At 64.6% G+C, this 22,806-nt stretch carries 21 protein-coding genes, 1 tRNA gene and 1 pseudogene; 8 read left to right on the forward strand and 15 right to left on the reverse strand.

Features of this window, described 5'->3' with window-relative positions:
- Window positions 1–43: 43 nt before the first annotated feature.
- From AC4CS3_RS15290 to AC4CS3_RS15300, 3 genes are read right to left on the reverse strand one after another with little or no spacing between them, the layout of a single operon-like run.
- Complete coding sequence (locus AC4CS3_RS15290; protein ID WP_490784170.1) at window positions 44–1,102, reverse strand: L-idonate 5-dehydrogenase; 1,059 nt, start codon at window positions 1,100–1,102, stop codon at window positions 44–46.
- Window positions 1,102–1,872: an SDR family oxidoreductase gene (locus tag AC4CS3_RS15295; RefSeq protein WP_404501506.1), complete on the reverse strand. Its 771-nt coding sequence runs from the start codon at window positions 1,870–1,872 to the stop codon at window positions 1,102–1,104. The genes AC4CS3_RS15290 and AC4CS3_RS15295 overlap by 1 nt, the downstream gene beginning before the upstream one ends.
- Before the next feature lie 14 nt (window positions 1,873–1,886).
- Window positions 1,887–2,798, reverse strand: coding sequence for an NAD(P)-dependent oxidoreductase (locus AC4CS3_RS15300; protein ID WP_490784194.1), 912 nt, complete (start codon window positions 2,796–2,798; stop codon window positions 1,887–1,889).
- A 71-nt stretch (window positions 2,799–2,869) separates the two neighbouring features.
- Here AC4CS3_RS15300 and AC4CS3_RS15305 point away from each other — a divergent pair, with 71 nt between their 5' ends.
- Window positions 2,870–3,937, forward strand: coding sequence for a D-2-hydroxyacid dehydrogenase (locus AC4CS3_RS15305; RefSeq protein ID WP_490784171.1), 1,068 nt, complete (start codon window positions 2,870–2,872; stop codon window positions 3,935–3,937).
- Window positions 3,938–4,106: 169 nt separating this feature from the next.
- On the opposite strand, the gene AC4CS3_RS15310 is transcribed toward AC4CS3_RS15305, so the two are convergent.
- From AC4CS3_RS15310 to AC4CS3_RS15325, 4 genes are all read right to left on the reverse strand, one after another.
- Window positions 4,107–5,462 (reverse strand): MFS transporter, encoded by a 1,356-nt coding sequence (locus tag AC4CS3_RS15310; RefSeq protein ID WP_490784172.1) that lies wholly within the window; start codon window positions 5,460–5,462, stop codon window positions 4,107–4,109.
- Between the two features lie 176 nt (window positions 5,463–5,638).
- Entirely contained in the window at window positions 5,639–6,436 is a 798-nt protein-coding gene (locus AC4CS3_RS15315) for an IclR family transcriptional regulator domain-containing protein (protein WP_415985924.1), read from the reverse strand.
- A gap of 288 nt (window positions 6,437–6,724) precedes the next feature.
- Window positions 6,725–7,252 (reverse strand): methyltransferase family protein, encoded by a 528-nt coding sequence (locus tag AC4CS3_RS15320; RefSeq protein WP_490784173.1) that lies wholly within the window; start codon window positions 7,250–7,252, stop codon window positions 6,725–6,727.
- 137 nt (window positions 7,253–7,389) lie between these two features.
- Window positions 7,390–8,259, reverse strand: coding sequence for a GntR family transcriptional regulator (locus tag AC4CS3_RS15325; protein ID WP_490784174.1), 870 nt, complete (start codon window positions 8,257–8,259; stop codon window positions 7,390–7,392).
- Between the two features lie 81 nt (window positions 8,260–8,340).
- Between AC4CS3_RS15325 and AC4CS3_RS15330 the strand changes: the two genes are divergently transcribed.
- From AC4CS3_RS15330 to AC4CS3_RS15355, 6 genes are read left to right on the forward strand one after another with little or no spacing between them, the layout of a single operon-like run.
- The gene (locus tag AC4CS3_RS15330) at window positions 8,341–9,498 is read left to right on the forward strand and encodes an ABC transporter substrate-binding protein (protein ID WP_490784175.1); all 1,158 of its coding nucleotides are present in this window, start codon (window positions 8,341–8,343) and stop codon (window positions 9,496–9,498) included.
- On the forward strand, window positions 9,498–10,436 hold the full coding sequence (locus AC4CS3_RS15335; RefSeq protein WP_490784176.1) for an ABC transporter permease: 939 nt from the start codon (window positions 9,498–9,500) through the stop codon (window positions 10,434–10,436). The genes AC4CS3_RS15330 and AC4CS3_RS15335 overlap by 1 nt, the downstream gene beginning before the upstream one ends.
- Window positions 10,424–11,287 (forward strand): ABC transporter permease subunit, encoded by an 864-nt coding sequence (locus tag AC4CS3_RS15340; protein ID WP_490784177.1) that lies wholly within the window; start codon window positions 10,424–10,426, stop codon window positions 11,285–11,287. The genes AC4CS3_RS15335 and AC4CS3_RS15340 overlap by 13 nt, the downstream gene beginning before the upstream one ends.
- Window positions 11,284–12,399, forward strand: coding sequence for an ABC transporter ATP-binding protein (locus AC4CS3_RS15345; protein ID WP_490784178.1), 1,116 nt, complete (start codon window positions 11,284–11,286; stop codon window positions 12,397–12,399). The genes AC4CS3_RS15340 and AC4CS3_RS15345 overlap by 4 nt, the downstream gene beginning before the upstream one ends.
- A complete protein-coding gene (locus tag AC4CS3_RS15350) occupies window positions 12,396–13,058 on the forward strand; it encodes an HAD family hydrolase (RefSeq protein ID WP_490784179.1) in 663 nt (220 codons plus the stop codon). The genes AC4CS3_RS15345 and AC4CS3_RS15350 overlap by 4 nt, the downstream gene beginning before the upstream one ends.
- On the forward strand, window positions 13,055–13,885 hold the full coding sequence (locus AC4CS3_RS15355) for an alkaline phosphatase family protein (protein ID WP_490784180.1): 831 nt from the start codon (window positions 13,055–13,057) through the stop codon (window positions 13,883–13,885). Before AC4CS3_RS15350 ends, AC4CS3_RS15355 begins: the two co-directional genes overlap by 4 nt.
- Before the next feature lie 220 nt (window positions 13,886–14,105).
- Here AC4CS3_RS15355 and AC4CS3_RS15360 read toward each other — a convergent pair whose 3' ends face one another.
- From AC4CS3_RS15360 to AC4CS3_RS15395, 8 genes are all read right to left on the reverse strand, one after another.
- Window positions 14,106–17,126: a GH92 family glycosyl hydrolase gene (locus tag AC4CS3_RS15360; protein ID WP_490784181.1), complete on the reverse strand. Its 3,021-nt coding sequence runs from the start codon at window positions 17,124–17,126 to the stop codon at window positions 14,106–14,108.
- 213 nt (window positions 17,127–17,339) lie between these two features.
- Window positions 17,340–18,401 (reverse strand): LacI family DNA-binding transcriptional regulator, encoded by a 1,062-nt coding sequence (locus tag AC4CS3_RS15365; RefSeq protein WP_490784182.1) that lies wholly within the window; start codon window positions 18,399–18,401, stop codon window positions 17,340–17,342.
- Window positions 18,402–18,483: 82 nt separating this feature from the next.
- Entirely contained in the window at window positions 18,484–18,702 is a 219-nt protein-coding gene (locus tag AC4CS3_RS15370) for a hypothetical protein (RefSeq protein WP_490784183.1), read from the reverse strand.
- Between the two features lie 434 nt (window positions 18,703–19,136).
- Window positions 19,137–19,730 (reverse strand): hypothetical protein, encoded by a 594-nt coding sequence (locus AC4CS3_RS15375; protein WP_490784184.1) that lies wholly within the window; start codon window positions 19,728–19,730, stop codon window positions 19,137–19,139.
- A 223-nt stretch (window positions 19,731–19,953) separates the two neighbouring features.
- Window positions 19,954–20,026 (reverse strand) — tRNA-Val (locus AC4CS3_RS15380).
- A gap of 56 nt (window positions 20,027–20,082) precedes the next feature.
- Window positions 20,083–21,039 carry an NAD-dependent protein deacetylase gene (locus AC4CS3_RS15385; RefSeq protein ID WP_490784185.1) on the reverse strand — a complete coding sequence of 319 codons (957 nt, stop codon included), beginning with the start codon at window positions 21,037–21,039 and terminating at the stop codon, window positions 20,083–20,085.
- 5 nt (window positions 21,040–21,044) lie between these two features.
- Window positions 21,045–21,548, reverse strand: a complete 504-nt coding sequence (locus AC4CS3_RS15390) for a peroxiredoxin (protein WP_490784186.1) — start codon at window positions 21,546–21,548, stop codon at window positions 21,045–21,047.
- Complete coding sequence (locus AC4CS3_RS15395) at window positions 21,545–21,967, reverse strand: DUF3052 domain-containing protein (RefSeq protein WP_059387755.1); 423 nt, start codon at window positions 21,965–21,967, stop codon at window positions 21,545–21,547. The genes AC4CS3_RS15390 and AC4CS3_RS15395 overlap by 4 nt, the downstream gene beginning before the upstream one ends.
- A 400-nt stretch (window positions 21,968–22,367) precedes the next feature.
- Between AC4CS3_RS15395 and AC4CS3_RS15400 the strand changes: the two are divergent.
- Window positions 22,368–22,806, forward strand: a pseudogene (locus AC4CS3_RS15400) (pyruvate dehydrogenase (acetyl-transferring), homodimeric type); the annotation flags it as partial.

Below are 22,806 nucleotides of genomic sequence, written 5' to 3' on the forward strand. Positions count from 1 at the left end.
CGGCTGATCGACTGATCGGCTGGGAGGCTGGGAGGCTGGGAGGCTAGGCCACAGGCTGGAAGTTCAGCAGGACCTTCCCCGATTCGGCAGAGTTCCTTGCCACCTCGAAAGCCTCCAGGCCGCGATCCAGCGTGAATTCGTGCGTCACTACAGGGTCCACGTAGAGCGAACCGTCTGCGAGCGCCGCAATGACCTCGTCGATCTCGTTGTTGAAACGAAAGGAACCGAGCAGTTCGAGCTCGCGGGTGATGGCCAGCGAAATGAAGACCGGCTGCGGTCCCGAGGGCAGCAGCCCGACCATGACCACCTTCCCGCCGCGTACCGCGCCTTTGATGGCCGATGCCAGTCCGAAGTGGCTGCCCGAGGACTCGATGACGACGTCGGCTTCCACGGCGGCGATTGCCTCTGCGTCATCGCCCTTGAGAACTTCGTCGGCGCCCACTGCACGCGCGATCTCAAGAGGCTTGTCATGCATGTCGACGGCCACGATCCGGGTTGCCCCCGCGCGTTTGAGGACCGCAACTGCCAGCGCGCCGATCGGACCGCTTCCGATCACCAGCGCCGTCTTTCCGGCCACGTCCCCTGCTCGGGCGACGGCGTGCCAGGCAACGCTGGCCGGCTCCACAAGCGCCGCCGTGCGCAAGTCCAGCGTGGACGGAAGGGTCCGGAGCATGCGGGACGGTAGGGTCGCGTAGCGGCTGAAGGCGCCGTCCGTGTGCGGGTACCGTGCCGCACTGCCGAGGTAGGTGCAGCCCGGAGAAAGGTTGGGCCGGTCTTCCGGATACCTGGCGGCACCCGGGGCGGGGGTCGCGGGGTGGACCGCGACGGCGGTTCCGGCTGCCGGGCCGCTGCCATCGGCAGCCTGCTGGACAACAGTGCCGACGATTTCGTGACCGAGCACCATGGGAGCCTTGAGGATCGATTCCCCCGCCGCGCCATGGAGCCAGTAGTGCAGGTCCGAGCCACAAATGCCACCGTAAGCGATCTCGACGACGGCCTGGTCAGGGGTGGGAACAACGAGGGCTATGTCCTCGATGCGAAGGTCGCCGGCGGCGTGGGCCACAACCGCGGGTGAAGACTGGGGAAGCTCGAAGCCGCTCATTAGACGACCACCGTCATTCCGCCGTCGACGAAGATCGTCTGGCCGTTGACGAAGTTCGAAGCCTCGGAGGCAAGCCAGACCGCCGGTCCGGCGAGATCCGCTACAGTTCCCCATCGGTGGGCCGGCGTCCGGCCAAGGATCCAGGAGTTGAAGTCGGGATCGTCCACGAGGTTCTGGGTCATTTCGGTGTGGATGTAACCCGGTGCAATGCCGTTGATCTGAAGGCCGGAGGCCGCCCATTCGGCGGTCATGGCGCGTGTCAGGTTACGCAGTCCACCCTTGGCGGCCACATAGGGGGCGATCGTCGGGCGTGCAAGGTCAGTCTGCACGGAGCAGATGTTGATGATCTTGCCGCGGCCCCGCGGAATCATGTGGCGGGCGGCTTCACGTCCTACGAGGAAGGCGCTCGTCAGGTCGGTGGTGATGACCCGCTCCCAGTCCTTCACATCCAGGTCCAGCATCGGGACGCGGTGCTGGATGCCCGCGTTGTTGACGAGGATATCGAGGGGGCCGACGTTCTCCTCTACCCAGGCAACGCCGCGGGCCGCCTCGGTATCGCTCGTGACGTCGAACGCACAGCTGTGAATGCGGCCGGGCCCGAAGTCCGCCGCCATGGCGGCTTCCGCGTCCTTGAGCCGCTCCGTGTTGATGCCGTTGAGGACAACGGTGGCACCGGCGTCGGCCAGTCCGCGGGCCAGCGCGTTGCCGATGCCGCGGCTGGATCCGGTCACGAGCGCAACGCGCCCGGTGAGATCGAAGAGTCCACTCATGGTTGTTTCCTTACTTAGTTCAGAGGGCTTAGGGAAGAGTCGCTGAGGTTGGCGATGGCCTGGCGGACGACGGCGAGGTCCTGGTCGCCAAGGCCCTGATCAATCAGTTCGCGGTAGAGTTCGACGCCGGCAGTCGCCATCGGGACGGCGGCACCGGCCGCTTCGGCGCTTTCGAGCACGAACTTGAGGTCCTTGTGCATGAACTTCGCGGGACCTGTGGGCGCGTAATCCTTGGCTGCTAGTCGTGGGCCGACAATCTCCAGGACCCGGCTTCCGGCGAGTCCGCCGGCCAGGACATCGAAGAGGGTAGAAGCATCCATGCCCGAGCGTTCGGCGAGTTCGGCGGCTTCCGCGAGCGCCGCCGTCGTGGTCCCGACGATCAGCTGGTTGCAGGCCTTCGCCAGCGAACCGGAACCCAGGTTGCCCATGCGGCGGACGGTGGTGCCCATGGATTGGAGCACGGGAAGCGAGCGCTCGAAGTCTTCTTCGCCGGCTCCCACCATGATGGCCAGTGTGCCATCCTGCGCACCTTTGGTGCCCCCGCTGACCGGGGCATCGACGACGACGGCGTTCCCGCCACTTGCGCTATGGACCGTCCGGCCGAATTCCTGCACGGCGGTCGGGGACACGCTGCTCATGATGACGACCAGGGTTCCCTGAAGCGGCGCGGCCGAGCGCCAGGAGTCGAGGAGCGGCGCGGCGGCATCCTGGATGTAGGAGAGATCCGGAAGCATGAAAATGATGACGGGTTGGTCCCGGAGTCCGGCAACCGACTCCGAACGCTTTCCGCCGAGCTTCTCCAGCTCGGCGAGCGCTTCGGCGGAACGGTTCCATGCAGTCACCTCCCAGCCGTTGCCGAGCAGATTGGCTGCCATGGGGAAGCCCATGAGCCCGAGTCCCACGAAACCTGCGGTCTTGGCGGTCATCTTTCGCATACACCTCACTTCTTTGTGGTTCATCTTTCAAAAACTGTTCAATATCCTAGCCTCAATTCAGTATGATGAACACCATGACGACTGATGAACTCACCATCGCGATCGCAGTCCCGCTCGAAGCTGAGCATGTGGAGCGTATCCGCGCCGTAGATCCGAGCATTACGGTGCTTTACGAACCCGAGCTTCTTCCTCCGGAACGCTTCCCGGCCGACCACTCCGGCGATCCCGACTTCAAGCGGACTCCCGAACAAGAGGAACGCTACTGGTCCATGCTGAACAAGGCCCAGATCCTTTACGGTTTCCCCAACGAGAATCCGGCCGGCCTGGCCCGCATCGCCCAGAGCAACCCGCACCTGCAGTGGATCCACGCCATGGCCGCAGGTGCCGGTGGCGCCGTGAAGGCCTCCGGCCTCGACAGCGAGACGTTGCAGAAGTTCAAGGTCACCACCTCCGCAGGCGTTCATGCCCTTCCGCTGGCCGAGTTCGCGGCCTTGGGCATCCTCAACGGCTTCAAGCGCAGCGCGGAACTTGCACAGGACCAGGCTGCCAAGGTCTGGCCTGAGCTGCGGACCCCCACCAAGCTGGTGAACGGCTCCAAGCTAGTCGTCACGGGTCTCGGCGAAATCGGCCTTGAGACCGCCCGCATCGCCCGCGCACTCGGCATGAAGGTGAGCGGAACCAAGCGGAACGTCGAAGCGATCGAAGGGATCGACCAGGTCGCGGACAACGATGGCCTGGCCGGACTCCTGGCGACGGCCGACGCCGTCGTCAACACCCTCCCCGGCACGCCGTACACGGAGAGACTCTTCAACCACGAAGTCTTCTCGGCAATGAAGCCCGGCACGGTTTTTGTCAACGTTGGCCGCGGAACCGTGGTTGATGAAGAGGCACTTCTGGAAGCCCTGGACAACGGCCAGGTGTCCTACGCCTGCCTGGACGTCTTCGCCGTCGAGCCGCTCCCCCAGGACAGCCCGCTGTGGAACCATCCCAAGGTCATGGTCTCTCCGCACACCTCGGCACTGAGCGCGGCCGAGAACCGCCTCATTGCCGAGCGCTTCGCCAGCAACCTGCGCACCTTCCTCGACGGCGGGGAACTCCCCCACCTGGTGGACACGGTGCACTTCTACTAAACCGCCGACAACCCAGCGCCATCCAAGCGGCCCCTCCGGTTTCCGGAGGGGCCGCTTTGCTGTGTGGGGCGGGTTTGTTGCGCCAGGGCGGGCGCACGAAAAAGCGACGGCCCCGTCCGAATTTCGGAAGGGGCCGTCGCTGCTTGCGTACGTCGGGGTACGGGACTGCCTACTTCGCGTCTTCCAAGGAACGGAGGTCGCGGCCGGCCGTTTCCGGCGTGAAGAACGTCGTGATGAACGAAATCAGCGCGAGGACCAGCGAGTAGACCGCAAGAACCACCCACGAGTTGCCGGTTGCGCCAAGCAGGATGGCGCCGAACACGGGAACCAGCCCGCCGGCCAGAACAGCGGACAGCTCGCGGCTCAAGGCGACGCCGGTGAAGCGGTACTGCGAGCCGAAGAGCTCGGGCAGAAGCGGGCACTGCGGGCCAAGCATGGACTGCACGCCAAGGGCGATGCCGACAACCATGACTGCCCACACGAGCGTGACATTGCCAAGGGTCACGAGGTAAAACGCGGGAATCGCGAAGATTGCTTGGAACAAGGCTCCGTAGCGGTAAACCTTCACTCGACCAATCCGGTCCGACAAGGCACCGAAGGTAACCACCATGACGGCAGCGAATCCTGCTGCGATCAGCAGACCGACCGGGCCGATGAATTTGTCGCCCGGGAAGACGCCTTCCTTGACGGAAATGAAGGAGATGAGAAGTGTTCCGTAGATCGAGGAGTTGCCGTTTTCGCCCATGCGTAGGCCGATGCCGATCAACACGTTCTTCTTGGAGTGCTTCAAGAGCTCACCAACGGGGTTCTTCACCACGCTCTTGTGCTTCTCCAGTTCCTGGAACACGGGGGTTTCCTTCAGCCTGAGACGGATGAAGATTGCCACGACGATCAGGATGAAGCTGGCGAGGAAGGGCACACGCCACAGCCAGCCTTCGAGCACGCTCTTGTTGGCCATGCCAATGAGCGCAAAGGTGCCGGCACCGAGGAGGGTTCCAAGCTGGATGCCTACGAATGGCAGCGAAGCGAAGTAGCCGCGGCGCTTGGGCGGAGCGACTTCGGAGATCAGCGTGGTTGCGCCTGCTTGTTCGGCTCCAGCGCCCAGGCCCTGGACAATACGGAGGGTCACCAGCAGGACAGCCCCGAGCATGCCCGCCTGGTCGAACGTCGGCAGCAAGCCGATCGCGAAGCTGGCAAGGCCCATCATGCCGATGGTCATCAGGAGGACCATCTTGCGGCCGAAGCGGTCTCCGATGAATCCGAAGAAGATGCCGCCGAAGGGCCGCGCCGCGAATCCAACGCCATAGGTTGCGAACGACGCGATCAATGCGCCGCTTTCACCCAAAGGCTTGAAGAACAGCGGTCCGAAGATCAGCGCCGAAGCCAGGCCATAAATGTAGAAGTCGTAGTACTCCAGGGCGGATCCTACGGAGCTGGCAAGAGTTGCCCTTCGCAGCTGTTCCGGCTCAACTACCGCGCCGTCCATATCAGCAAGCTTTGTCTTAGTACGTGTTGTCACAAGCACTCCCTCAAGAACACTCCAGACCCCCGTTGGCCTGGCGAGATAGTGTCAGCCGCCATGGCGTGAATCACTATAGTGAACAGAGTACAGCACGTTGTACAAGTTTCAAGTGGTGTAATCAGATTTAATTATGACCCCGCCGAACGGCGGCTTTATGACCCCTCGTGCGGCAAAATCAGTTAGCCCATCGGGTTGCCCAGCGAGTGCGCGAGCTCCTTGAGTTCCTTCACCATCAGGGCAGCCTGCTCCTCGGAAAAGGTGGCCTTCAGGGCTGTCACAGAAAGACCGAGGCTGGGGCCATGTGCCCCGTGGGTAGGCACGGGCACGGCAAGGCAAACCACGCCGAGCGTGGATTCCTCGTCCTCCAGGGCATAGCCTTGCTTGCGGATCGCGGCCACCTGGGCCTTGAGCTCAGCGGCACTCCGGAGGGACTTCGGGGTCATGACAGGGAGCTCCACGTCGTCCGGGAACATCGCCTCGATGTCATGGTCGTGAAGCTGGGCCAGGAGAACCTTTCCGACGGCGCTCAGGGAAAGCGGCATTTTGTCGCCAATGTTCGACGTGAGCCGGACGGCCGGGTGCCCTTCGTAGCGCGCGAGGTAAATGATGTGATCGCCGTCGATCATCGCAATCCGCACGGTTTCGCCGGAGAGCGTTGGTGCCTGCTCGCAGAACTTGTAGAACTCTTGGACTTCATCGAGCCGGCTGAGATAGGCGGCACCAAGTTCAACCAGCTTCCGGCCAAGTGAAAAGTCGGCACCTTCGCGGGTAATAAGCCGGGCTTCCTCAAGAGCCATCAGCAGGTTTGACGTGGAAGACTTCGGGATCCCGAGCTCCCTCGAAAGATCACTGAGGGTCAGCCGGCCTGAAGGTGCCTCGGCCAATGCATCCAGGACCGCGGCTGCGCGGGTCACGGCAGGCGCCGGCGAGGAGCTTCCCAATCCTTCGGCGGAACGGGGGGTGCGGGAATCGGCCATGATTCTCCTTCGCGGTCGTGCGTCTGGCGCAGAGTGGGCGCGTGCCACGCAGAAACGCTACCGGGGGGCAGCGGAACTACGGTCCGAGGCAATCACGCTTGTTCAATCCACTGAACAACCACCATCATAGTGGCTTGGTGCCGGGATGAGACGCGCCGAACGGAGAATGGCTTCCTTTCCATATCCAGAAATTCTCTGTATATTCATCTTTGAGCTCTCCACCGCGGCATCCCCCAATAGTCGCGGTGGAGAGCTCTTCCAATTCCTTGGCCCGGATCAGGTACGACGTTAGCCCTGCTGCCGCCAAGGAGTGAGCCGGGGCAGCCACCGCGGAACGTTGGCACGGTAGTCCTCATACTCGGCGCCGAACTTGCGTGCCAGCGTCGGCTCCTCGTACAACCTGACGAAAGCCACGACGGGAACTGCGCACAGCGCCGCCAGACCGAACAGCTTCGGCTGTCCCAGCAGGAGGCCCTGTCCGGTGATCGCGGCGCCAATCCCCACGTAGATGGGGTTCCGAACGAACTGGTAGAAACCGCTGGCCACAAGGTTCTTCGGCGGCGCAAACGGTGCCGGCGTGCCTATTCCCTCAAGGGCGAACCGGGCAAAAGAATTCGTGATCACCGCTGCGCCGGCGCCGATCAGGAGAACACCTGCGCACTGGGCGGCCAGTCCACCCGGCACGGGCCGCTGCACTTTCCAGCGGGTCACCACCCACGGCAACAGACCGGCGACGGTTGCCGGGGCGGCGGCGAACACCGCCGTTCCGATTTCCGCCAGCCTCTTTTCACGCGCTGCATCTCCGGACGCTGTCATGCTGCCATTCTGAACCGCCAAACGATTGGCGACAACCACCACCGAACTCATCTTCGAGCGACTCTCGCGGCCCGGATGGCAGAACGTATAGCAGGCTCGACCGGGCATCCCATACAGGAACTATCGGAACTCCCGATTCAGCGGATCGCGCGCCGGCGGGCGAGCGAACTGACCGACGCCGAATTATGCACCGCGAAGGACACCGTTCCCGGTAGGAATCTGTCCTCTGACCACAACAGGGGCACGCCCGCAGGATCGGTGGCACGGCGGATCTCCCGAAGCAGGCCCACGCCTTGGACGCACCCCAGCGCCTGGGCATCGGTCTGATCGGCGGCCACAACGTCGATGGTGTGCTCACTGTCCGCGAACACGACGCCGGAGGCGTCGAGGACCTCGGTATGAGAGAGGGAATCTGCGGCCAGGCGCTCGATCACCGCGCCTACCCTGGGCGGATACACAGTGCGCTCCAGCATCACGGGGACCCGGCCGAGGAGCCTCAGCCGGAGGACCTCGGTGACCTCATCCCCGGCGGCGAGCTGCAGAACCTCTCTTTCGGCCACGGTGGCCGGGCGGACGCGGCTGTGCATGGTGCGGGCGCCGGGTTCCTCCCCCTGAGCCCGGGCCCAGGCCGTGAAACTCAGGAGCTCCTGGAAACTCTGGGTCCGCGCCGTTCCCAGCACCACGCGCCGGGTCCCGCGCCGGGAGGTCACCAGGCCGTTGGACCGAAGCAGGGCAAGAGCGTTGCGCACGGTACCCCGGGACACCCCGTACTGCTCAGCCAGGCTCTCCTCGCTGGGGAGCCGTCCGTTGTTTCCAAACTCTCCCGCCTCGATCTCGCGGCGCATAATGGCTGCCAACTTCCGGTACTGAGCTCCCTCGGTCTTCACGCGCCCGCCACCCCATTCAAATGCCTTGTCACCCATCCCTCCACGGTACAGCGTGACCGCAAAATCCCCGGCAAGACAGAGGTTCAATACTGAAAGTGCTCCGGCAGTTCGGTCACTCATTCCCTGTTGTTTACCTGATGTACATTTGTGGCCCGAACAGTGGTTTCGGCAAGTTGTATAGCCAACTTCTTAGGAGACTTCATGAACACCACCCTTCGCCGCACCGGCGCCGCCCTAGGTGCCGCAGCCTTCCTGATGGCAGGGCTGGCCGCCTGCTCATCGGGAACCACCAGCGGCTCCTCGTCCAAGGACGGTGCTACCGACTGGAAGACCGCCACCTCCGCCGAGGCCGCAGGCGGCATGGAGGCTCTGATCGCCGCCGCCAAGAAGGAAGGCAAGCTCAACGCCATCGCCCTCCCGAACGACTGGGCCAACTACGGCGAGGTCATCTCCACCTTCGAGAAGAAGTACGGCATCAAGGTGGAGGTGGAGAACCCGGACGCCTCCAGCGCGGACGAACTCAACGCAGTGTCCTCCCGGAAGGGCCAAGACCGCTCTCCGGACGTCATCGACGTGGGGCATGACTTCGATGTCCAGGCCGCCAAGGAGGGCCTTCTCACCCCGTACAAGGTGGCTTCCTTCGGCAAGATCGCGGACTCCCAGAAGGACGCCACGGGCCTCTGGTACAACGACATGGGCGGCTACGTCTCCATCGGCTGCGATGCTGGGCGCGTCGCGAAGTGCCCCACCAAGTTCTCCGAGCTGGCAGACCCGCTGTACAAGGGCAAGGTAGCCCTGACCGGCAACCCCGCCAAGTCGTCCTCGGCCTACAGTGCTGTGTTCGGCGCTGCACTCGCCAATGGCGGGTCCTTCGACGACGTCCAGCCGGGCCTCGACTTCTTCGCCAAGCTGAAGCAGATCGGCAACTTCAACCCCGTGGAAGCCACCCCCGCCACCATGGAGAAGGGCGAGACGCCCATCGCGGTCGTCTGGGACTACCGGAACGCTGCCTACGCCGATGAACTGAAAGCCAAGGGCATCGAGTGGCAGGTCGCCATCCCGGAGGACGGCGTGTTCTCCCTCTACTACTCCCAGGCCATCGTCAAGTGGGCCCCACACCCGGCCGCTGCCCGCCTCTGGCAGGAATTCCTCTATAGCACCGAGGGCCAGAACCTCTGGCTGAAGGGCTACGCCCGACCGGTCCTCCTGCCGACCATGATCGCCGATGGCACCGTGGACAAGACCGCCTTGGCCCACCTGCCCAGGATCGCGCAGGATAAGACCAACTACCCCTCGGAGGAGCAGGGCAAGAAGGCCAAATCCACCGTGTCCGACGGCTGGACGAAGGCCGTCTCCTGATGGCCTCCGCCGTACCTGACGTCGTCGCGCACCGCGCCGTCGTCGCTGATGCGGGTGCTAAAAGCCTATGCCGGGAGCCCCAGGCTCCCCGCCGGACCGCCCGCCCTTCCGCCGGCTGGCTCGGGGTCATCCCGCTGCTTGCCTTCGCCGCCGTCGTTCTCGGTCTCCCCGTGGCCGCCATGGCCGCCGGGTCCATCACCACCACCGACGACGCCGGTGTCTCTTCCGTCACGGGCGTCAACTTCGCAGCGACCTTAGACGGCCCCTATCTGGAAAGCCTCATGGGCAGCGTCCGTCTCTCAGCCCTCACCGCCTTCATCGCCACGGTGGTCAGCCTTCCGCTCGCCTATGCTCTCGCCACCTCGCGTTTCCGCGGCCTTCGGGAAGCCGCACTGTCCGCCTCCGGCGTGATCGCCAACTTCGGCGGCGTACCCCTCGCCTTCGCCTTTGTCTCCACCCTTGGCAACGCCGGTGTCCTCACTGGTTTCTTCGGGCTAACGGACAAGGGCTGGAGCCTCTACACCTTCTGGGGCCTGGCCATCGTCTACTTGTACTTCCTGGTGCCCCTCATGGTGCTCACGCTGACCCCTGCACTGGACGGCCTCAAGCCCCAGTGGCGGGAAGCGGCGCAGAACAACCGCGCCACCGGATTCCAGTACTGGCGACACGTGGCCTTCCCCATTTTGTTCCCCACCCTGCTCAGCGGATTCGTCCTCCTGTTCGGCAGCGCCTTCAGCGCCTACGCCACGGCGGCCGCCATGGTGGGCAGCTCCATCCCGCTGGTGACCGTGAAGATCGCCTCCGCCCTGACGGGCGACGTCCTGGTGGGCCAGGCCAACATCGCCCTCGCCCTAGGCATGGACATGATCATCGTGGCCGCCCTGGTGATGGGCATCCAGCTCCTCCTGCAGCGAAGGACCTCACGATGGCTCTCCTGACCGCCAGCCGCGGGCCCCGGGTCCGTCGCACCGCCCCCGAATCGCGGCTGGGGCGCACCATCGCCCTCGCCGCGGCGGCCGTCTACTTCCTGGTCCCCCTGCTCTGTGCCCTCGCATTCACCGTCGGCCTCGGCGACCCCCGGCAGAAGCCGGGCCTGGACGCCTACACTGCCATCTTCACCACCGACGGCCTGGCCCAGAGCCTGGGCCTGACCCTGCTTCTGGCCGGCGCCACAATCGTTCTGGTCTTCGGCCTCCTGCTTCCCGCTCTCCTGTCCGTGCGCCTGGCCGCGCCGCGCGCGAAAGCCCTGGTCGCCGTCGTCTGCATGCTCCCTCTGGTTGTGCCCGCGGTGGCGCTGGGCGCCGGCATCACCACCGTGCTGCGCTGGGCCACCGACTGGCTCTACGACACCCCGGGGTTCCCGCTGCTCGCCGCCCTGCAGCAGCCCGCTTTCCCGGTCATCCTGGTACTCCCTTATACCCTCATGGCCCTCCCGCTTGCCTACACCACCCTGGAGGCGGGCCTGAACGCCATCGAGGTGAAGGTCCTGGTGGAGGCGGCACGGTCCTGCAGGGCGTCCTGGTTCCGGACCCTGTTCCTGGTGATTCTGCCCAACCTCCGGGAGGCCCTGCTGAACACCGCCTTCCTGACCATCGCCATGGTGCTCGGCGAGTACGCCGTGTCCGCACTGCTCGGCTTCCAGCCCTTCGCCGTCTGGACCGTCGCCATCAGCGGATCCCACGCCCAGCTTTCCGTCGCCGTCTCCATGGTCGGCCTGATCGGAACCTGGCTCATCCTTCTCGCGGTCGCGAAACTCGGCCGTTCCAAAGCCTCCAAGGAGACCTCATGACCGCGTCCGCCCTTGATCCGCGCCCAGCCTCCGCTGGAACCGCTGGTGCCACCCTGGAGTTCCGCGGACTGCGGCGCACCTTCGGCGCCACCACGGCCCTGGACGGCCTGAACCTGACACTGAATCCCGGTGAGATGCTCGCGCTGCTAGGCCCTTCCGGCTGTGGCAAGACCACCGCTCTGCGCATGGTGGCCGGTTTCGAGACCCCGGATTCCGGTGAGGTTCTGCTGGACGGCGTCGACGTGACCGGCACTCCCGCGCACCGCCGCGACGTCGGCATGGTGTTCCAGTCTTACAGCCTCTTCCCGCACTTGAACGTGACGGACAACGTCGCATTCGGGATGCGCATGCAGGGTGCCCCGGCCGCCAGACGCCGTGCCCGCGCGCAGGAACTCCTGGAACTGGTGGGCCTGCCCACCCAGGGCAGCCGCTATCCCCGCCAGCTCTCCGGCGGCCAGCAGCAGCGCGTGGCCCTGGCTCGGGCCCTGGCTCTGGAACCGCGGGTGCTGCTCCTGGACGAGCCGCTCTCCGCGCTGGACGCCAAGGTCCGGCAGTCCCTGCGGGATGAGATCCGCCGCCTCCAGCTGGAACTGGGCATCACCGCCCTCTTCGTCACCCACGACCAGGAGGAGGCCCTGTCCATGGCGGACCGCGTGGCCGTCATGCGGGACGGGCGCCTGGAACAGTGCGCCACACCGGAGGAGCTATACAACTCCCCCGCCACCCCCTTTGTCGCTGGATTCGTGGGCACCATGAACCGGCTCCCGGGCCGGCTCAGCGGCGACGGCGCCCTGGTGGACGTCCTTGGCCTCAGCCGCCCCATCCAAGGGAGCCTGCCCGGCCGGGACGGCGCGGCCGACGTCGACGTGTTGGTCCGTCCTGAAGCCCTCACCGTCAGCGCGGCCCCGGACGGTCCGGCACAACTGGTGGGGGCCTCCTTCCTGGGCGCGACGACGCGGCTCACCATTCGCCTGCACAGCGGCCGCGAGGCGGTGGCGGATGTCCCCACCGACCACGCAGTAACCCTCCCCACCGGGGCACGCATCCGGCTGGGCCTGCCGGACCGCCCCGTCCTGATCGACCAGGCCCGGAACGAGGAAACCATCGCATGATGCCCGCAGCCGTACTCTTCGACATGGATGGAACCCTCGTGGACACCGAACGCCTGTGGTGGGACGCCGCGGCCGACGTAGCATTCAGCCTGGGCCGCGAACTGGGACCCGAGGACGGGCCCGATGTCCTGGGCCGCCCCTCCGGGCACACGGCCGCCCACCTCCTGGCCACCACGTCCTCCGCGGGCGCCCTGAGCGCGGAGGAGCTCTCCGCCCGGCTCGATGAGGCCTTCACCAAGCTGGTGGCACAGGAGGTGGTACCCCGTCCCGGGGCCATGGACCTCCTCCGGCTCCTGGCCGCGGAGCGGATTCCCACGGCCATCGTCTCCGCCTCGCCGCGCCGCGTGGTGGAACTGGTCCGAGACCGGCTGGGCCGTGAACTGTTCACGCTCGTGGTGGCGGTCGAGGACACTCCCGCGTCCAAGCCGGCCCCTGACCCCTATCTGGAGGCGGCCCGGCGGCTGGGAGCCGCGCCCGCTGACTGTGTGGTGGTGGAGGACTCCCCCGTCGGCCTCGCCGCAGCGGAAGCGGCGGGGTGCCCCGTCGTCGTCGTGCCCTCTACCGTCCCGATCGAGGCGGCTCCCGGCCGCACTCTCCTCGCCTCACTCGCAGACGTCACGCTCCCCGTCCTGGCGGAAGCCCGGGAGGGCGCCCGATGAGCCCCGCCGCACGGCCCCGCATCATCCTGCTGGGCATCGACGGGCTCCGCTGGGACCTGGCCGGGGAGTCGGCCTCCGCTTCCACCCTGAGGTCCCTGGCGGCAGAAGGCGACCACCGGGACATGACAATGGATGTCCCCACACTGTCCGGCCCGGGCTGGTCCTCCCTCCTGACCGGAACCCCTCACGCAAAGCACGGCGTCCGGGACAACACCTTCGTGGGGCACCGCCTCTTCGGCCACCCCGACTTGCTGTCCCGGGCCTTCTACCAGGACACCTCCACCCGGACCTTCGCCGCGGCGGGCTGGCCGCCGCTGGTCTCCCCGGAGGGACTGGGACCCGTCATCCATCAGCGGCTGGAGCAGCAGAAGGCCGGGCTGCACACGGTGGTCTCCCGAGACGGCGAGACGCACGGCTTCATCCGGATCGACGCCGAGATCGCCGACTTCACCCTCGCCGCACTGAATTCCCACAAAGTGCCGGACGTGTCCTTCGTGTACTTCTGTGATGTGGACGACGCCGGGCACGTCTATGGTGCGCTCAGCCCGCAGTACCAGGAGGCGCTGGCCCGGGTGGACGGTCATGTTGCCCGCATCCGGAACGCCGTCGGGAACCGCGCGGCCGATCATGGTGAAGAATGGCTACTCGTGGTGGTCGCGGATCACGGACACGTGGACGCCGGCGGACACGGCGGGGACTCCCCGGAGGAACGGGCATCATTCATCCTCCGCTGGGCGAGCGGCGGGGACCTCAGCCCCTGGCCCGCCGTCGTGGCACCGCATGAACTGGCCGGCCTGCTGCTCGCCGAGAGGGCCGCGGACCGCTGATCGACCGTAACGCATGGAACGCCCGATCAGAAGAAAAGAGCCCCTGAGCTGCGTTTCCGCAGTTCAGGGGCTCTTCTTCCTTGGTGGACCATATATCTCGTCCTGCAAACCCAGTTGCCCCTGAAAAGTCCTCGAAGAACTGAGGTCGCTGCTGGCAGATCAAGCTTTCCCGGAGCAGCGTAGTCAGGGCCGGTAACCAACCGAATAATTCAGCAGTCTCCTAGCCGTTCGCCCGCTTGCGGCGAATCACGAAGGCCGAGCCGAGGGCAATGGCGCCGAGAGCCGCGAACAACAGGGAGAACATGGTTGGGGCCATGCCGGTGTCGGCCAGTCCGCTCATTGCCTTAACGGTTCCGGTGGTGGGGGGAACCACAGTAACTCCAGGGTCGACCGGCGGATCGACGGGCGGAACGACCGGCGGAACGACCGGCGGATCGACCGCCCGGTCGACGGGCGGAACGACCGGCGGAACGACCGGCGGATCCACAGGTGCGGCATTGACTACAACCGCGAGGTTGGCCGAGGTTGGCTCGAACAGCGCTGGCGAGAACCTCGGCGTGTTCGCGGCGCTGGCGATGCCCACCACGCCGCTCACGGTTCCGGCCGCTGGGAACGTCGACGTGGAACTGATCACCCAGGCGCCGTTGTCCTCCGTCACAGTTGCCGCGACCGGGTCTTTCCCTGCCCACGACACCGTTGCCGTGATGGGTTCAGCAGCGCCGGCGAACGTGACCCGCGCGACCTCGATGGTCTTTTCCCTGCCCGCGACCGCACTCAGTTCCGCACCCGGCACGATCACCGGAGTGGCCTTGCGCGGAGCGGAGACACTCGGGATCCAGTCCTTCTGTGCCGTGGCCCAGTCGAGGCCTGCCTTGGTGCCGGACAGTGCGAATTCGAGCCGACCGCCGTTCCGGAGCTCGTCCACATCGACCCAGGCCGCCGTGTGCACTTTGTCGTTCACGGTCACACCAGCAATGTAACTCGGAAGCTTCTCTTTCGCGCCTGCAGCAGTGATCCGCAGTTTTTCACCGCTCTCGAGGGTAATCGTGGCGGCCTGAACCTTGGGAGCGTTGAGAGCCATGATCCCCGAGCCGGGCATCACCGGCTGGATGCCGAGCGAGGCCATCACATACCAAGCGGCGAGAGTGCCGAGGTCATCATTGCCGACCCCGCCGCCGGGAGTGTTCGGGAAGCGGTTGAGGTTGGCCGCGAGCACGTCGTTGGTCTTGGCCGGCTCACCGACGAAGCCGTACAGCCAGGGGTTCATCATCATCGGTTCGTTGCCCGGGTTGTACCCTATGCTCGTGTAGTACGTGCTGCCACCCGCAGCCCAGCTGCTCGGAGAGACCCCCGGAGCGGACTGGAGGGCTGGCTGGTTGAAGTAGTAGTCGAGTCGCTTGACGAACTCCTCGCGACCGCCCATCTTCTGCTGCAGACCGACCACATCCTGCGTCGCCATCCATTGGTAGTGCCACGGGGTTCCCTCGTGGAAACCGGACCTGGTCACATCCGTGCGTTCCGGAACCGAGACGAACTGGCCCTCGGGGTTGACGGCGTTGACGATGCCCTTGAAGCCGCCGCTGAGTGTGACACCCGGGTTCCAGAGCTTCGACCAGTTGGTTCCACGGGCCAGGAATTCTGCCGCTTGGCCTGGCTTCCCAAGCCGCTGCGCGGCCGAGCCGATGCTGGCGTCCGCAGCCGCGAACTCCATTGTGGCGGAGCCGCCGTGACGGTACTCTTCGTACTGGCCGCCGAGGCCGCCACCCCGCTCCGGGTGATAGGGGATGTGGCCGTTGACCAGGTAGAACGCGGCGCTCTGCCGGCCGACGGATGCGACGCCCACGGGGGGCGCGGTTGTCGCGTTCTCGACGAGGTAGTCCCACATCCGGCCGGCGATGTCATCTGGCACGGTGCCGAGCGTGAAGTTCTCAGCGATCCAGGGCGAGACCGGGTCGCCGGCCATGATGTTCGTCTCGACCGAGCCGAGCGACCAGCGCGGGAACCAGCCGCCCTCGACCCGGGCCTGGTACATCGACCGGACGATGTCGGCGGCGCGGTTCTTTGCGAACAGCGCGTGGAACGTCGCCTGCGTGCGGTAGGTGTCCCACAGCGAGAACGTCTGGTAGTAGTTCCAGCCATTGGCGGTGTGCGTCTTGGCGTCCATTCCTGTGTACCGGCCGTCGACGTCGCTTCCGATGGTCGGCGACAGCAGCGTCTTATACAGCTGGGTGTAGAAGATCTTGCGCTGCTCGGCGGATGCCGTGATGTCGAATCGGCCGAGTTCGGCGTTCCAGGCGTCGCGGGCTTTCGCGCGGATCTGATCAAACGGCACCCGGGTGCCGTCGGCGGTCGCCTCGGCGATCCGGTTGCCGCGGGCGCCTTCGACGCTCACGTACGAGACCCCGACGCTCACCTCGACATCGCGGTCGGTCGTGGTATCGAACGTGGCGACGAAACCGTTGTTGCCGTCGGTGACTTCACTGGAGTTCCGGCCGACGACGAACTGGGCGTTGGTGCCCCAGGTGCCGGTCGACAGCGGAGCGCGGTCGAAGGTGGCGCTGAAGTAGTAGCGGGACTTTTTCTCGTTTCCGCTGCAGAACCCACCGTTGTCGATCCAGCCCTCGAGGGTGGTCCCATCGACCCAGGAGACCGAACTCGCGCCGGCGGTGCGCAGCGTCTGACCCGTGTTGAACGAGAGATTGGAGGTCGTGCCGGCCGGGAAGGTGTACCGGTGCGCGCCCACTCTGGTGGTGGCCGAGAGATCGACCTTGACGGAGTTGTCCAGAGTGACACCGTAGTAACCGGCTGTGGCGGATTCACTTCCGGACTGGATACTGGTGTACCGCCGCGAAGTGGTGGGTGTGGCGGTGGTGCTGGGCGAGACCAGGAGTTCACCGGCGGCCGGGCAACCCGCGCTGTTGACGTGCCGGTGGCTGAACCCCCAGACGCGACCGGCGTTGTTGCTGTACGACGTGGAACCGTAGGTGTTGGTGTTGTCAGGGCTGAGCTGCACCATTCCGAACGGGAGCGTCGCCCCCGGAAAGGCGTTGCCCTCGCTCTCGGTACCGACGAACGGGTTGACCTCGTTGGAGAGGTCGGCGACGGCCGGAGCCGCGGATGCCTCGGCCGGAGTTCCGATGGCGAGCGCGGCCGCAACCGCCATCGCCGGCGCGAGCCGCGATCGACGTGGCCTTCCCCGGCTCCCTGGGCGTACAGCCGGACTGTCGTGTGGGCTTGACATCGTGGGGTGTCCTCCTTGACCTGGCTCACGGTATCGAGCAGCGGCGCTCGTCACCGCTGTCCGTTGCCGAGCGGTGACAGACGGCAATGCGTGGAAACGTTTCCACGCGGCCGAGTCTACTCAGCACACCTCGACCTCGTCAACGGCGGACAGGTAAGTGGCGACCGAGATGAATACCGGTCAGGGGGATTTACGGAGGCCTGCGAACTGGTGTCAGCGCGCGGCGAGCACCGCGTCGCGACTCAGCTCTCCCGAGCCCCGCGCGATAAGGCGGGTGTTCAGCGTGATGGTCTGCGAGGGCGAGACATCGCCATCCAAGCGCTTGTAGAGCATCTCCATCGCGATCTGCCCCATCCCCTTCGGGTCCTGCGCCACCACGGTAATCCCGGGCACGACGATGTCGGCAAGTTCGAAATCGTCGAAACCCACGATCGCCAGCGAGGTGTTGTGAATGCGCAAGGCGCCGATCACGTTGATGCTCGTGCGGTTGTTGCCGGCGAAAACCGCGGTTGGAGGGTCATCCGACGCCAGCATCCGCCCGAGGGGCTCGTCTACCGGGTCGCGGGTCGTCGCGCTGGAGTAGACGAGTTCGGGGTCGAAAGGGATGCCCGCTTCCTCGAGTGCGGCCCGGTAGCCGGCGATGCGCTCGCTTGCGGTATAAAGGTCCGGCCGATCAGTGAAGCAAGCGATCCGCCTATGCCCGTAGCCGATAAGATGCGCGACGCCGGTGCGCGCGCCGCCGCGGTTGTCCACGATCACGGCGTCGACATCCAGCTCCCGCGGCGGGCGGTCGACGAAGACCATGCTCGTACCGGCGTCGAGCTCCGCGCGCAGGTATTCCTCGTCGCCGCCTTCGGGGAGAGTGATAACCAGGCCGTCGACCCTGCGGGCGCAGAAGGTGAGGATCATCTTGCGGGCGCGCTCCGGGTCTTTGTCCGAGGAGGCGGTCAGGAGCACGGAATCGCGGCGCAGGACCTCCTCCTCCACGGAGCGGTTCAGCAGGGAGAAGAACGGGTCGGCGACATCCTCGACCAGCAACCCAATGCTGGCCGTCGCCCCGGTTTTGAGCATCCTGGCACTGTCGTTGCGACGGAATCCGAGCCTCTCGATCGCAGCGTTCACCGCGGCGACGCTCTCTTCGCTCACGTTCGACTTGCCGTTGACGACCCGGGAGACTGTGCCGACACCGACTCCGGCGACCCGTGCGACGTCCTTCATTGTGGCACGGGCGTTCGGACGCTCAGCAGCCACACTCACAACGTCACCTGCGTCCATTTCCGAAACAATCCCGCGATGCATCTTAGCATCGCGGGGACAACTCCAAAACGGTCGCACGAGCCGCCCTTCGCAACAGTAGCTATGAGTAAGGACCACCTGGATGAGGCGCCTCATACACATGCCGGGGAACAGCGGGCAACGCCGCGTCTGCTTGGTAGCCGAACCACATGATTCCGTGGTCGTCCACGCGTGCAGTACTCATGAGCGCACCGGGGGGCTCCGCCATGTTGATTGCCGACCAATACCGCCGCACGGCAGCAACGATCGCGGTCAGCGGATCAGCGTCGCTCGTTGGCACATCGTACCCCCTCTTTCAAGCCAAGGATAAGCGGACTGGCAACGTTCGGCTATACGCCCCGTATGCTCACTGTCCGTCGTGTTAATGGCAGGAATCTCCTTCGGGAGACGGTCATACGAGAAACTGACCTGCTCGTCTCCTGCGGCGATCGCTGCCGTCAGCGTGACGATCTCCTCGCTGGCAAGTGCTGTTGCCTGCGCCGTCTGCTGTTCCGCCGACAGAGCAGGCTCAACTCGCGTCAAAGCCTTACTCGACGGATTCGGCAGTGAGTAAGGGTTGTTAACTCCCGGATTTGTGATCGAGTAGGTGACCCAGTTCGGACAGCTCCATGCGCCGCCCTGATTGCAGTACATCGTCTGGAGGCCGAGCTTGCCGCCTACGGGCCAGTCATAGTACGTCGAATACGTCCGACCGAGCAAAAGTCCAGTCCGTCTTTAGAGTCCCATGACACATCGTGCCGAACCCGCTGCGGTTTGAATAGTCCAACCGCAGGGGACTCCAAGAGCGTCAAGAACTGCGAACACCATCAGTACGAGATTGACGATACCGAAGGCACCTAGGCCATAGACCCAGATGTCCACACTCGTAAAGCGTGTGAACCACTTCTTCTCCCTCGCTCTCTTACGGAGCAACGGTTTGGATGTGTCCTGCTCTAAGTGAGCAAGTTGACTCTCATAGTCGATCGCGCTCGTCGGCAATCCCATCGTGCGCTCGAGAGAAATCATCATGACTTGATCGTTTGTTAGGTACATCCTGTGCTTAAGCATTAGCTGAGCGGACATGTAGGTAACGACGCATCCAAGCAGGGAGGCCGCGAAACGGGCCACCGCACCGGAATCGTGTCCGAGTGCAATCACCAAAAGGAACGCCTGAGCGGTCATTGCCAACGCTGCCGACTGCCACAGCAGGGCGTCTCTATGCCCGACGCGGGCTGTCAACGCCTCGTAGAGGACAACATGACCCTGGTTCTGATCTCGCCAGTCGTTGGGAGTGTCAGGGGGCGAGGTCTGCGTCTTTCGGCGGTTCATGACCCAAGCTTATTTGCCAGCGTCAGGTAACTTGGTGGTCTGTGGGCTAAACACCATATGCGATCCCGTGCCCACACATGCCAGGGAGCGACTCCCAACCCCAAGCTTGGGACGTTGGCCCGCTGCAAAGTTTTGCTGCACGTTTGCGGTACGGATACGCGCCAGATCAAAAGAAAAGAGCCCCTGAGCTGCGTTTTCGCAGTTCAGGGGCTCTTTTTGCCTGTGGGTCCTACCGGGATCGAACCGATGACATCCACGGTGTAAACGTGGCGCTCTACCAGCTGAGCTAAAGACCCAATCACTGATTTCAACGCCCTCAGCGCTTCAACCAACGAACATGTACTCTACCGGATCATTCGCCTGGAACACCAATCGACTGACCTGGAGGCGGCAAATCGGGAAGTTCAGCGGCAAGCCAGGCCAGCGCGCCGCTGACTCCGGCTTCCACCTTGAGGTTCGCGAACCCGTCGCCGCGGGTCGGCCCACGGTTGATGATCACTACCGGCTTGGCGAGTTTGGCTGCGTGCCGCACGAACCGCAGCCCGCTCATTACGGTCAACGAAGAACCTGCCACCAGCAGTGCCTCGGCTTCGTCCACCATGGAATAGGCGCGCTGCACCCGGTCCCTGGGCACATTTTCACCGAAATACACGAAGTCGGGCTTGAGCGTTCCCCCGCAAACGGGACAAACAGCGACGACGAACGATCGGATGAGCTCGGGATCCTCCACTGAGGCATCCGCGTCGGGTGCCATTTCCACGACGCCGGAAGCCTGCGCGGCTTCGAGGAAGCCGGGATTGATTTCCTCAAGAATCGACGCCACGAGCCGCCGGGTGAAGACGTGCCCCTCGTCAAGGCAGATCACGCGATCGTAGCGGCCGTGCAGGTCCACCACATTGATGCTGCCAGCGTCCTCGTGTAGACGGTCCACGTTCTGCGTGATGAGCCCCGTGATCAGCCCGCGCCGCTCAAGGAGGGCGACGGCGGCATGCCCGGCATTGGGGTCCGCGTGCCGGAGGTGCGACCATCCAAGGTGGTTCCTCGCCCAGTACCGGCGCCGGTTGGCAGGACTTCCGATGAATTCCTGGTAGGTCATGGGATTCCGCGGCGCGGCCCCCGGGCCGCGGTAGTCAGGGATTCCGGAGTCCGTGCTGAGGCCGGCTCCTGTCAAGACAGCAAGCCGCTTGCCGCCGAGAATCGCGGCGGCTTGGCGGAGAAGGTCCAGGTCGCCTGCATCCAACTCAACCCTGAGGGCCGCGGGAAGTATGGCGAAGCCAGTCATTCCGACACCGGGCCGTTGGGCGCTCATCGCCGCTAGGCCTGGCCAAGTGCGGACAATGCCTCGCGGTATTCCGCTAAGTCGCGTGCTTGGCCGCGCGGATTGACGACGACATAACGGATGATGCCCGCGGCATCGATGATGAAAGTGCCCCGCATGGACATGCCGGTAGCTGCATCAAACACGCCATACTTCTCGGCTACTTCTCCGTGCGGCCAGAAGTCTGCCAGGAGATCGAACTCGTAGCCTTCCTTGTCCGCGTAAGCCCGCAGAGCGAACTTGCTGTCCACCGACACCCCAAGGACTGTGGCGTTGGCGTGTTCGAAAATACCCGGATTGTCGCGGATCTCGCACAGCTCCCCGGTGCAGATTCCAGAGAAGGCGAAGGGATAGAAGACCACTACAACGTTCCGGCCGCGAAGCTCGGACAAGCGAACTGGCTCCCCAAACTGGTTCACGAGCTCGAAATCCGGGGCTTCCTGGCCAACAACGGGAACTCCCGGGCGCAGTCCGGGAGGGTTCAACCTCGTGTGTGTCACTTGTTCTTCTTGCGCGCTACAAGCCGCGTGGCGCTCCAGTCCTTGGAGACGCCTGCGGAGGTAGTGCAATGCAGGCCAGCGGTGGGAGCAGCGTCCTGAATATCCGAGGGCGAGACGTAGTTGTCGCGGCCCGACTTGGGGGTCAGTACCCAGACCACGCCGCCTTCACCCAAGGTGGTCAGCGAATCAACTAGTGCGTCGACAAGGTCTCCATCACCATCGCGCCACCAGAAAATGACCGCATCCACTACCTCGTGATCGTCTTCGTCAAGCAGCTCGGAACCCGTGAGTTCCTCAATGTCATCACGCAAATCGAAATCGACATCATCGTCGTAACCGAGTTCCTGAATTAGATCCCCATCTTTGAAACCCAATCTTTCCGCCACATTTACCGATGTGGCGGCGTCGGCCTCGCTCACGTTTCCTCCTCTTGAAGTGATTTCGATTACTACAAGCCAACACCCTTTGGGCGTGTGCTTCAAGCCATTGTCCCGCGTTCCACCATAATCCGCGCCCCAGCCACGGCTAAAGCCATGGCTACATTCGGGGCCATAGTGATGACTGCAGCTACAACTGCCTACGATGTAACAGCTTGAGTGTGACATACAACGCCTTCACGACCGCGCGGCTACGCATCGCGGCTCGTACAAAGCTACAGTGGCCAGTGAAGACTTTGGCTGCAGGGCAACCGCCCGCCGCGAATAGCGCAGCTTGAGCTCAAGAGAACCTGCCCGGCGCACATGACCGGGCTGTTGTAACCGATATGTCGCACACGCCGCGTTCATGACGGGCAGTTACCCTGCCGGACCTGAGGCGACGATGAATGCGCCAAAAGAGAGGTTGGACGTGGCTGCAGGAGAAGAGACCTCACACATCCTTAGCGGGTTGACTTCCCAGCTGCCTGATCGTGATCCGGAAGAGACTGCCGAGTGGGTTGAGTCTTTGGATGCGTTGATCAGGGAGCAGGGCACGGAGCGGGCGCAGTTCATCATGCGCAGCCTGCTTCAGCGGGCGGGATCCCAGTCGGTGGGGGTGCCGATGGTGACGACCACCGATTACGTGAACACGATCCCGGCGGACCAGGAAGCGCCGTTCCCGGGCAACGAGGAGTTCGAGCGCCGGTACCGGGCGTACATGCGCTGGAACGCGGCCGTGATGGTGCACCGGGCCCAGCGGTCCGACATCGGGGTGGGCGGGCACATCTCCACCTATGCCGGGGCCGCGACCTTGTACGAGGTCGGCTTCAACCATTTCTTCC

The sequence above is a fragment of the Arthrobacter sp. SE2 genome (assembly GCF_058244265.1).

What these genes read in the sequence shown, in the direction of transcription:
- AC4CS3_RS15350 (WP_490784179.1), top strand. Translation starts at nt 12,396, where the DNA reads ATGATGCCCGCAGCCGTACTCTTCGACATGGATGGAACCCTCGTGGAC.
- AC4CS3_RS15385 (WP_490784185.1), bottom strand. Translation starts at nt 21,039, where the DNA reads ATGAGCGCCCAACGGCCCGGTGTCGGAATGACTGGCTTCGCCATACTT.
- AC4CS3_RS15300 (WP_490784194.1), bottom strand. Translation starts at nt 2,798, where the DNA reads ATGACCGCCAAGACCGCAGGTTTCGTGGGACTCGGGCTCATGGGCTTC.
- AC4CS3_RS15365 (WP_490784182.1), bottom strand. Translation starts at nt 18,401, where the DNA reads ATGGACGCAGGTGACGTTGTGAGTGTGGCTGCTGAGCGTCCGAACGCC.
- AC4CS3_RS15360 (WP_490784181.1), bottom strand. Translation starts at nt 17,126, where the DNA reads ATGTCAAGCCCACACGACAGTCCGGCTGTACGCCCAGGGAGCCGGGGA.
- AC4CS3_RS15305 (WP_490784171.1), top strand. Translation starts at nt 2,870, where the DNA reads ATGATGAACACCATGACGACTGATGAACTCACCATCGCGATCGCAGTC.
- AC4CS3_RS15375 (WP_490784184.1), bottom strand. Translation starts at nt 19,730, where the DNA reads ATGAACCGCCGAAAGACGCAGACCTCGCCCCCTGACACTCCCAACGAC.
- AC4CS3_RS15355 (WP_490784180.1), top strand. Translation starts at nt 13,055, where the DNA reads ATGAGCCCCGCCGCACGGCCCCGCATCATCCTGCTGGGCATCGACGGG.
- AC4CS3_RS15325 (WP_490784174.1), bottom strand. Translation starts at nt 8,259, where the DNA reads ATGAGTGACCGAACTGCCGGAGCACTTTCAGTATTGAACCTCTGTCTT.
- AC4CS3_RS15335 (WP_490784176.1), top strand. Translation starts at nt 9,498, where the DNA reads ATGGCCTCCGCCGTACCTGACGTCGTCGCGCACCGCGCCGTCGTCGCT.
- AC4CS3_RS15295 (WP_404501506.1), bottom strand. Translation starts at nt 1,872, where the DNA reads ATGAGTGGACTCTTCGATCTCACCGGGCGCGTTGCGCTCGTGACCGGA.
- AC4CS3_RS15290 (WP_490784170.1), bottom strand. Translation starts at nt 1,102, where the DNA reads ATGAGCGGCTTCGAGCTTCCCCAGTCTTCACCCGCGGTTGTGGCCCAC.
- AC4CS3_RS15345 (WP_490784178.1), top strand. Translation starts at nt 11,284, where the DNA reads ATGACCGCGTCCGCCCTTGATCCGCGCCCAGCCTCCGCTGGAACCGCT.
- AC4CS3_RS15320 (WP_490784173.1), bottom strand. Translation starts at nt 7,252, where the DNA reads ATGACAGCGTCCGGAGATGCAGCGCGTGAAAAGAGGCTGGCGGAAATC.
- AC4CS3_RS15340 (WP_490784177.1), top strand. Translation starts at nt 10,424, where the DNA reads ATGGCTCTCCTGACCGCCAGCCGCGGGCCCCGGGTCCGTCGCACCGCC.
- AC4CS3_RS15330 (WP_490784175.1), top strand. Translation starts at nt 8,341, where the DNA reads ATGAACACCACCCTTCGCCGCACCGGCGCCGCCCTAGGTGCCGCAGCC.
- AC4CS3_RS15315 (WP_415985924.1), bottom strand. Translation starts at nt 6,436, where the DNA reads ATGGCCGATTCCCGCACCCCCCGTTCCGCCGAAGGATTGGGAAGCTCC.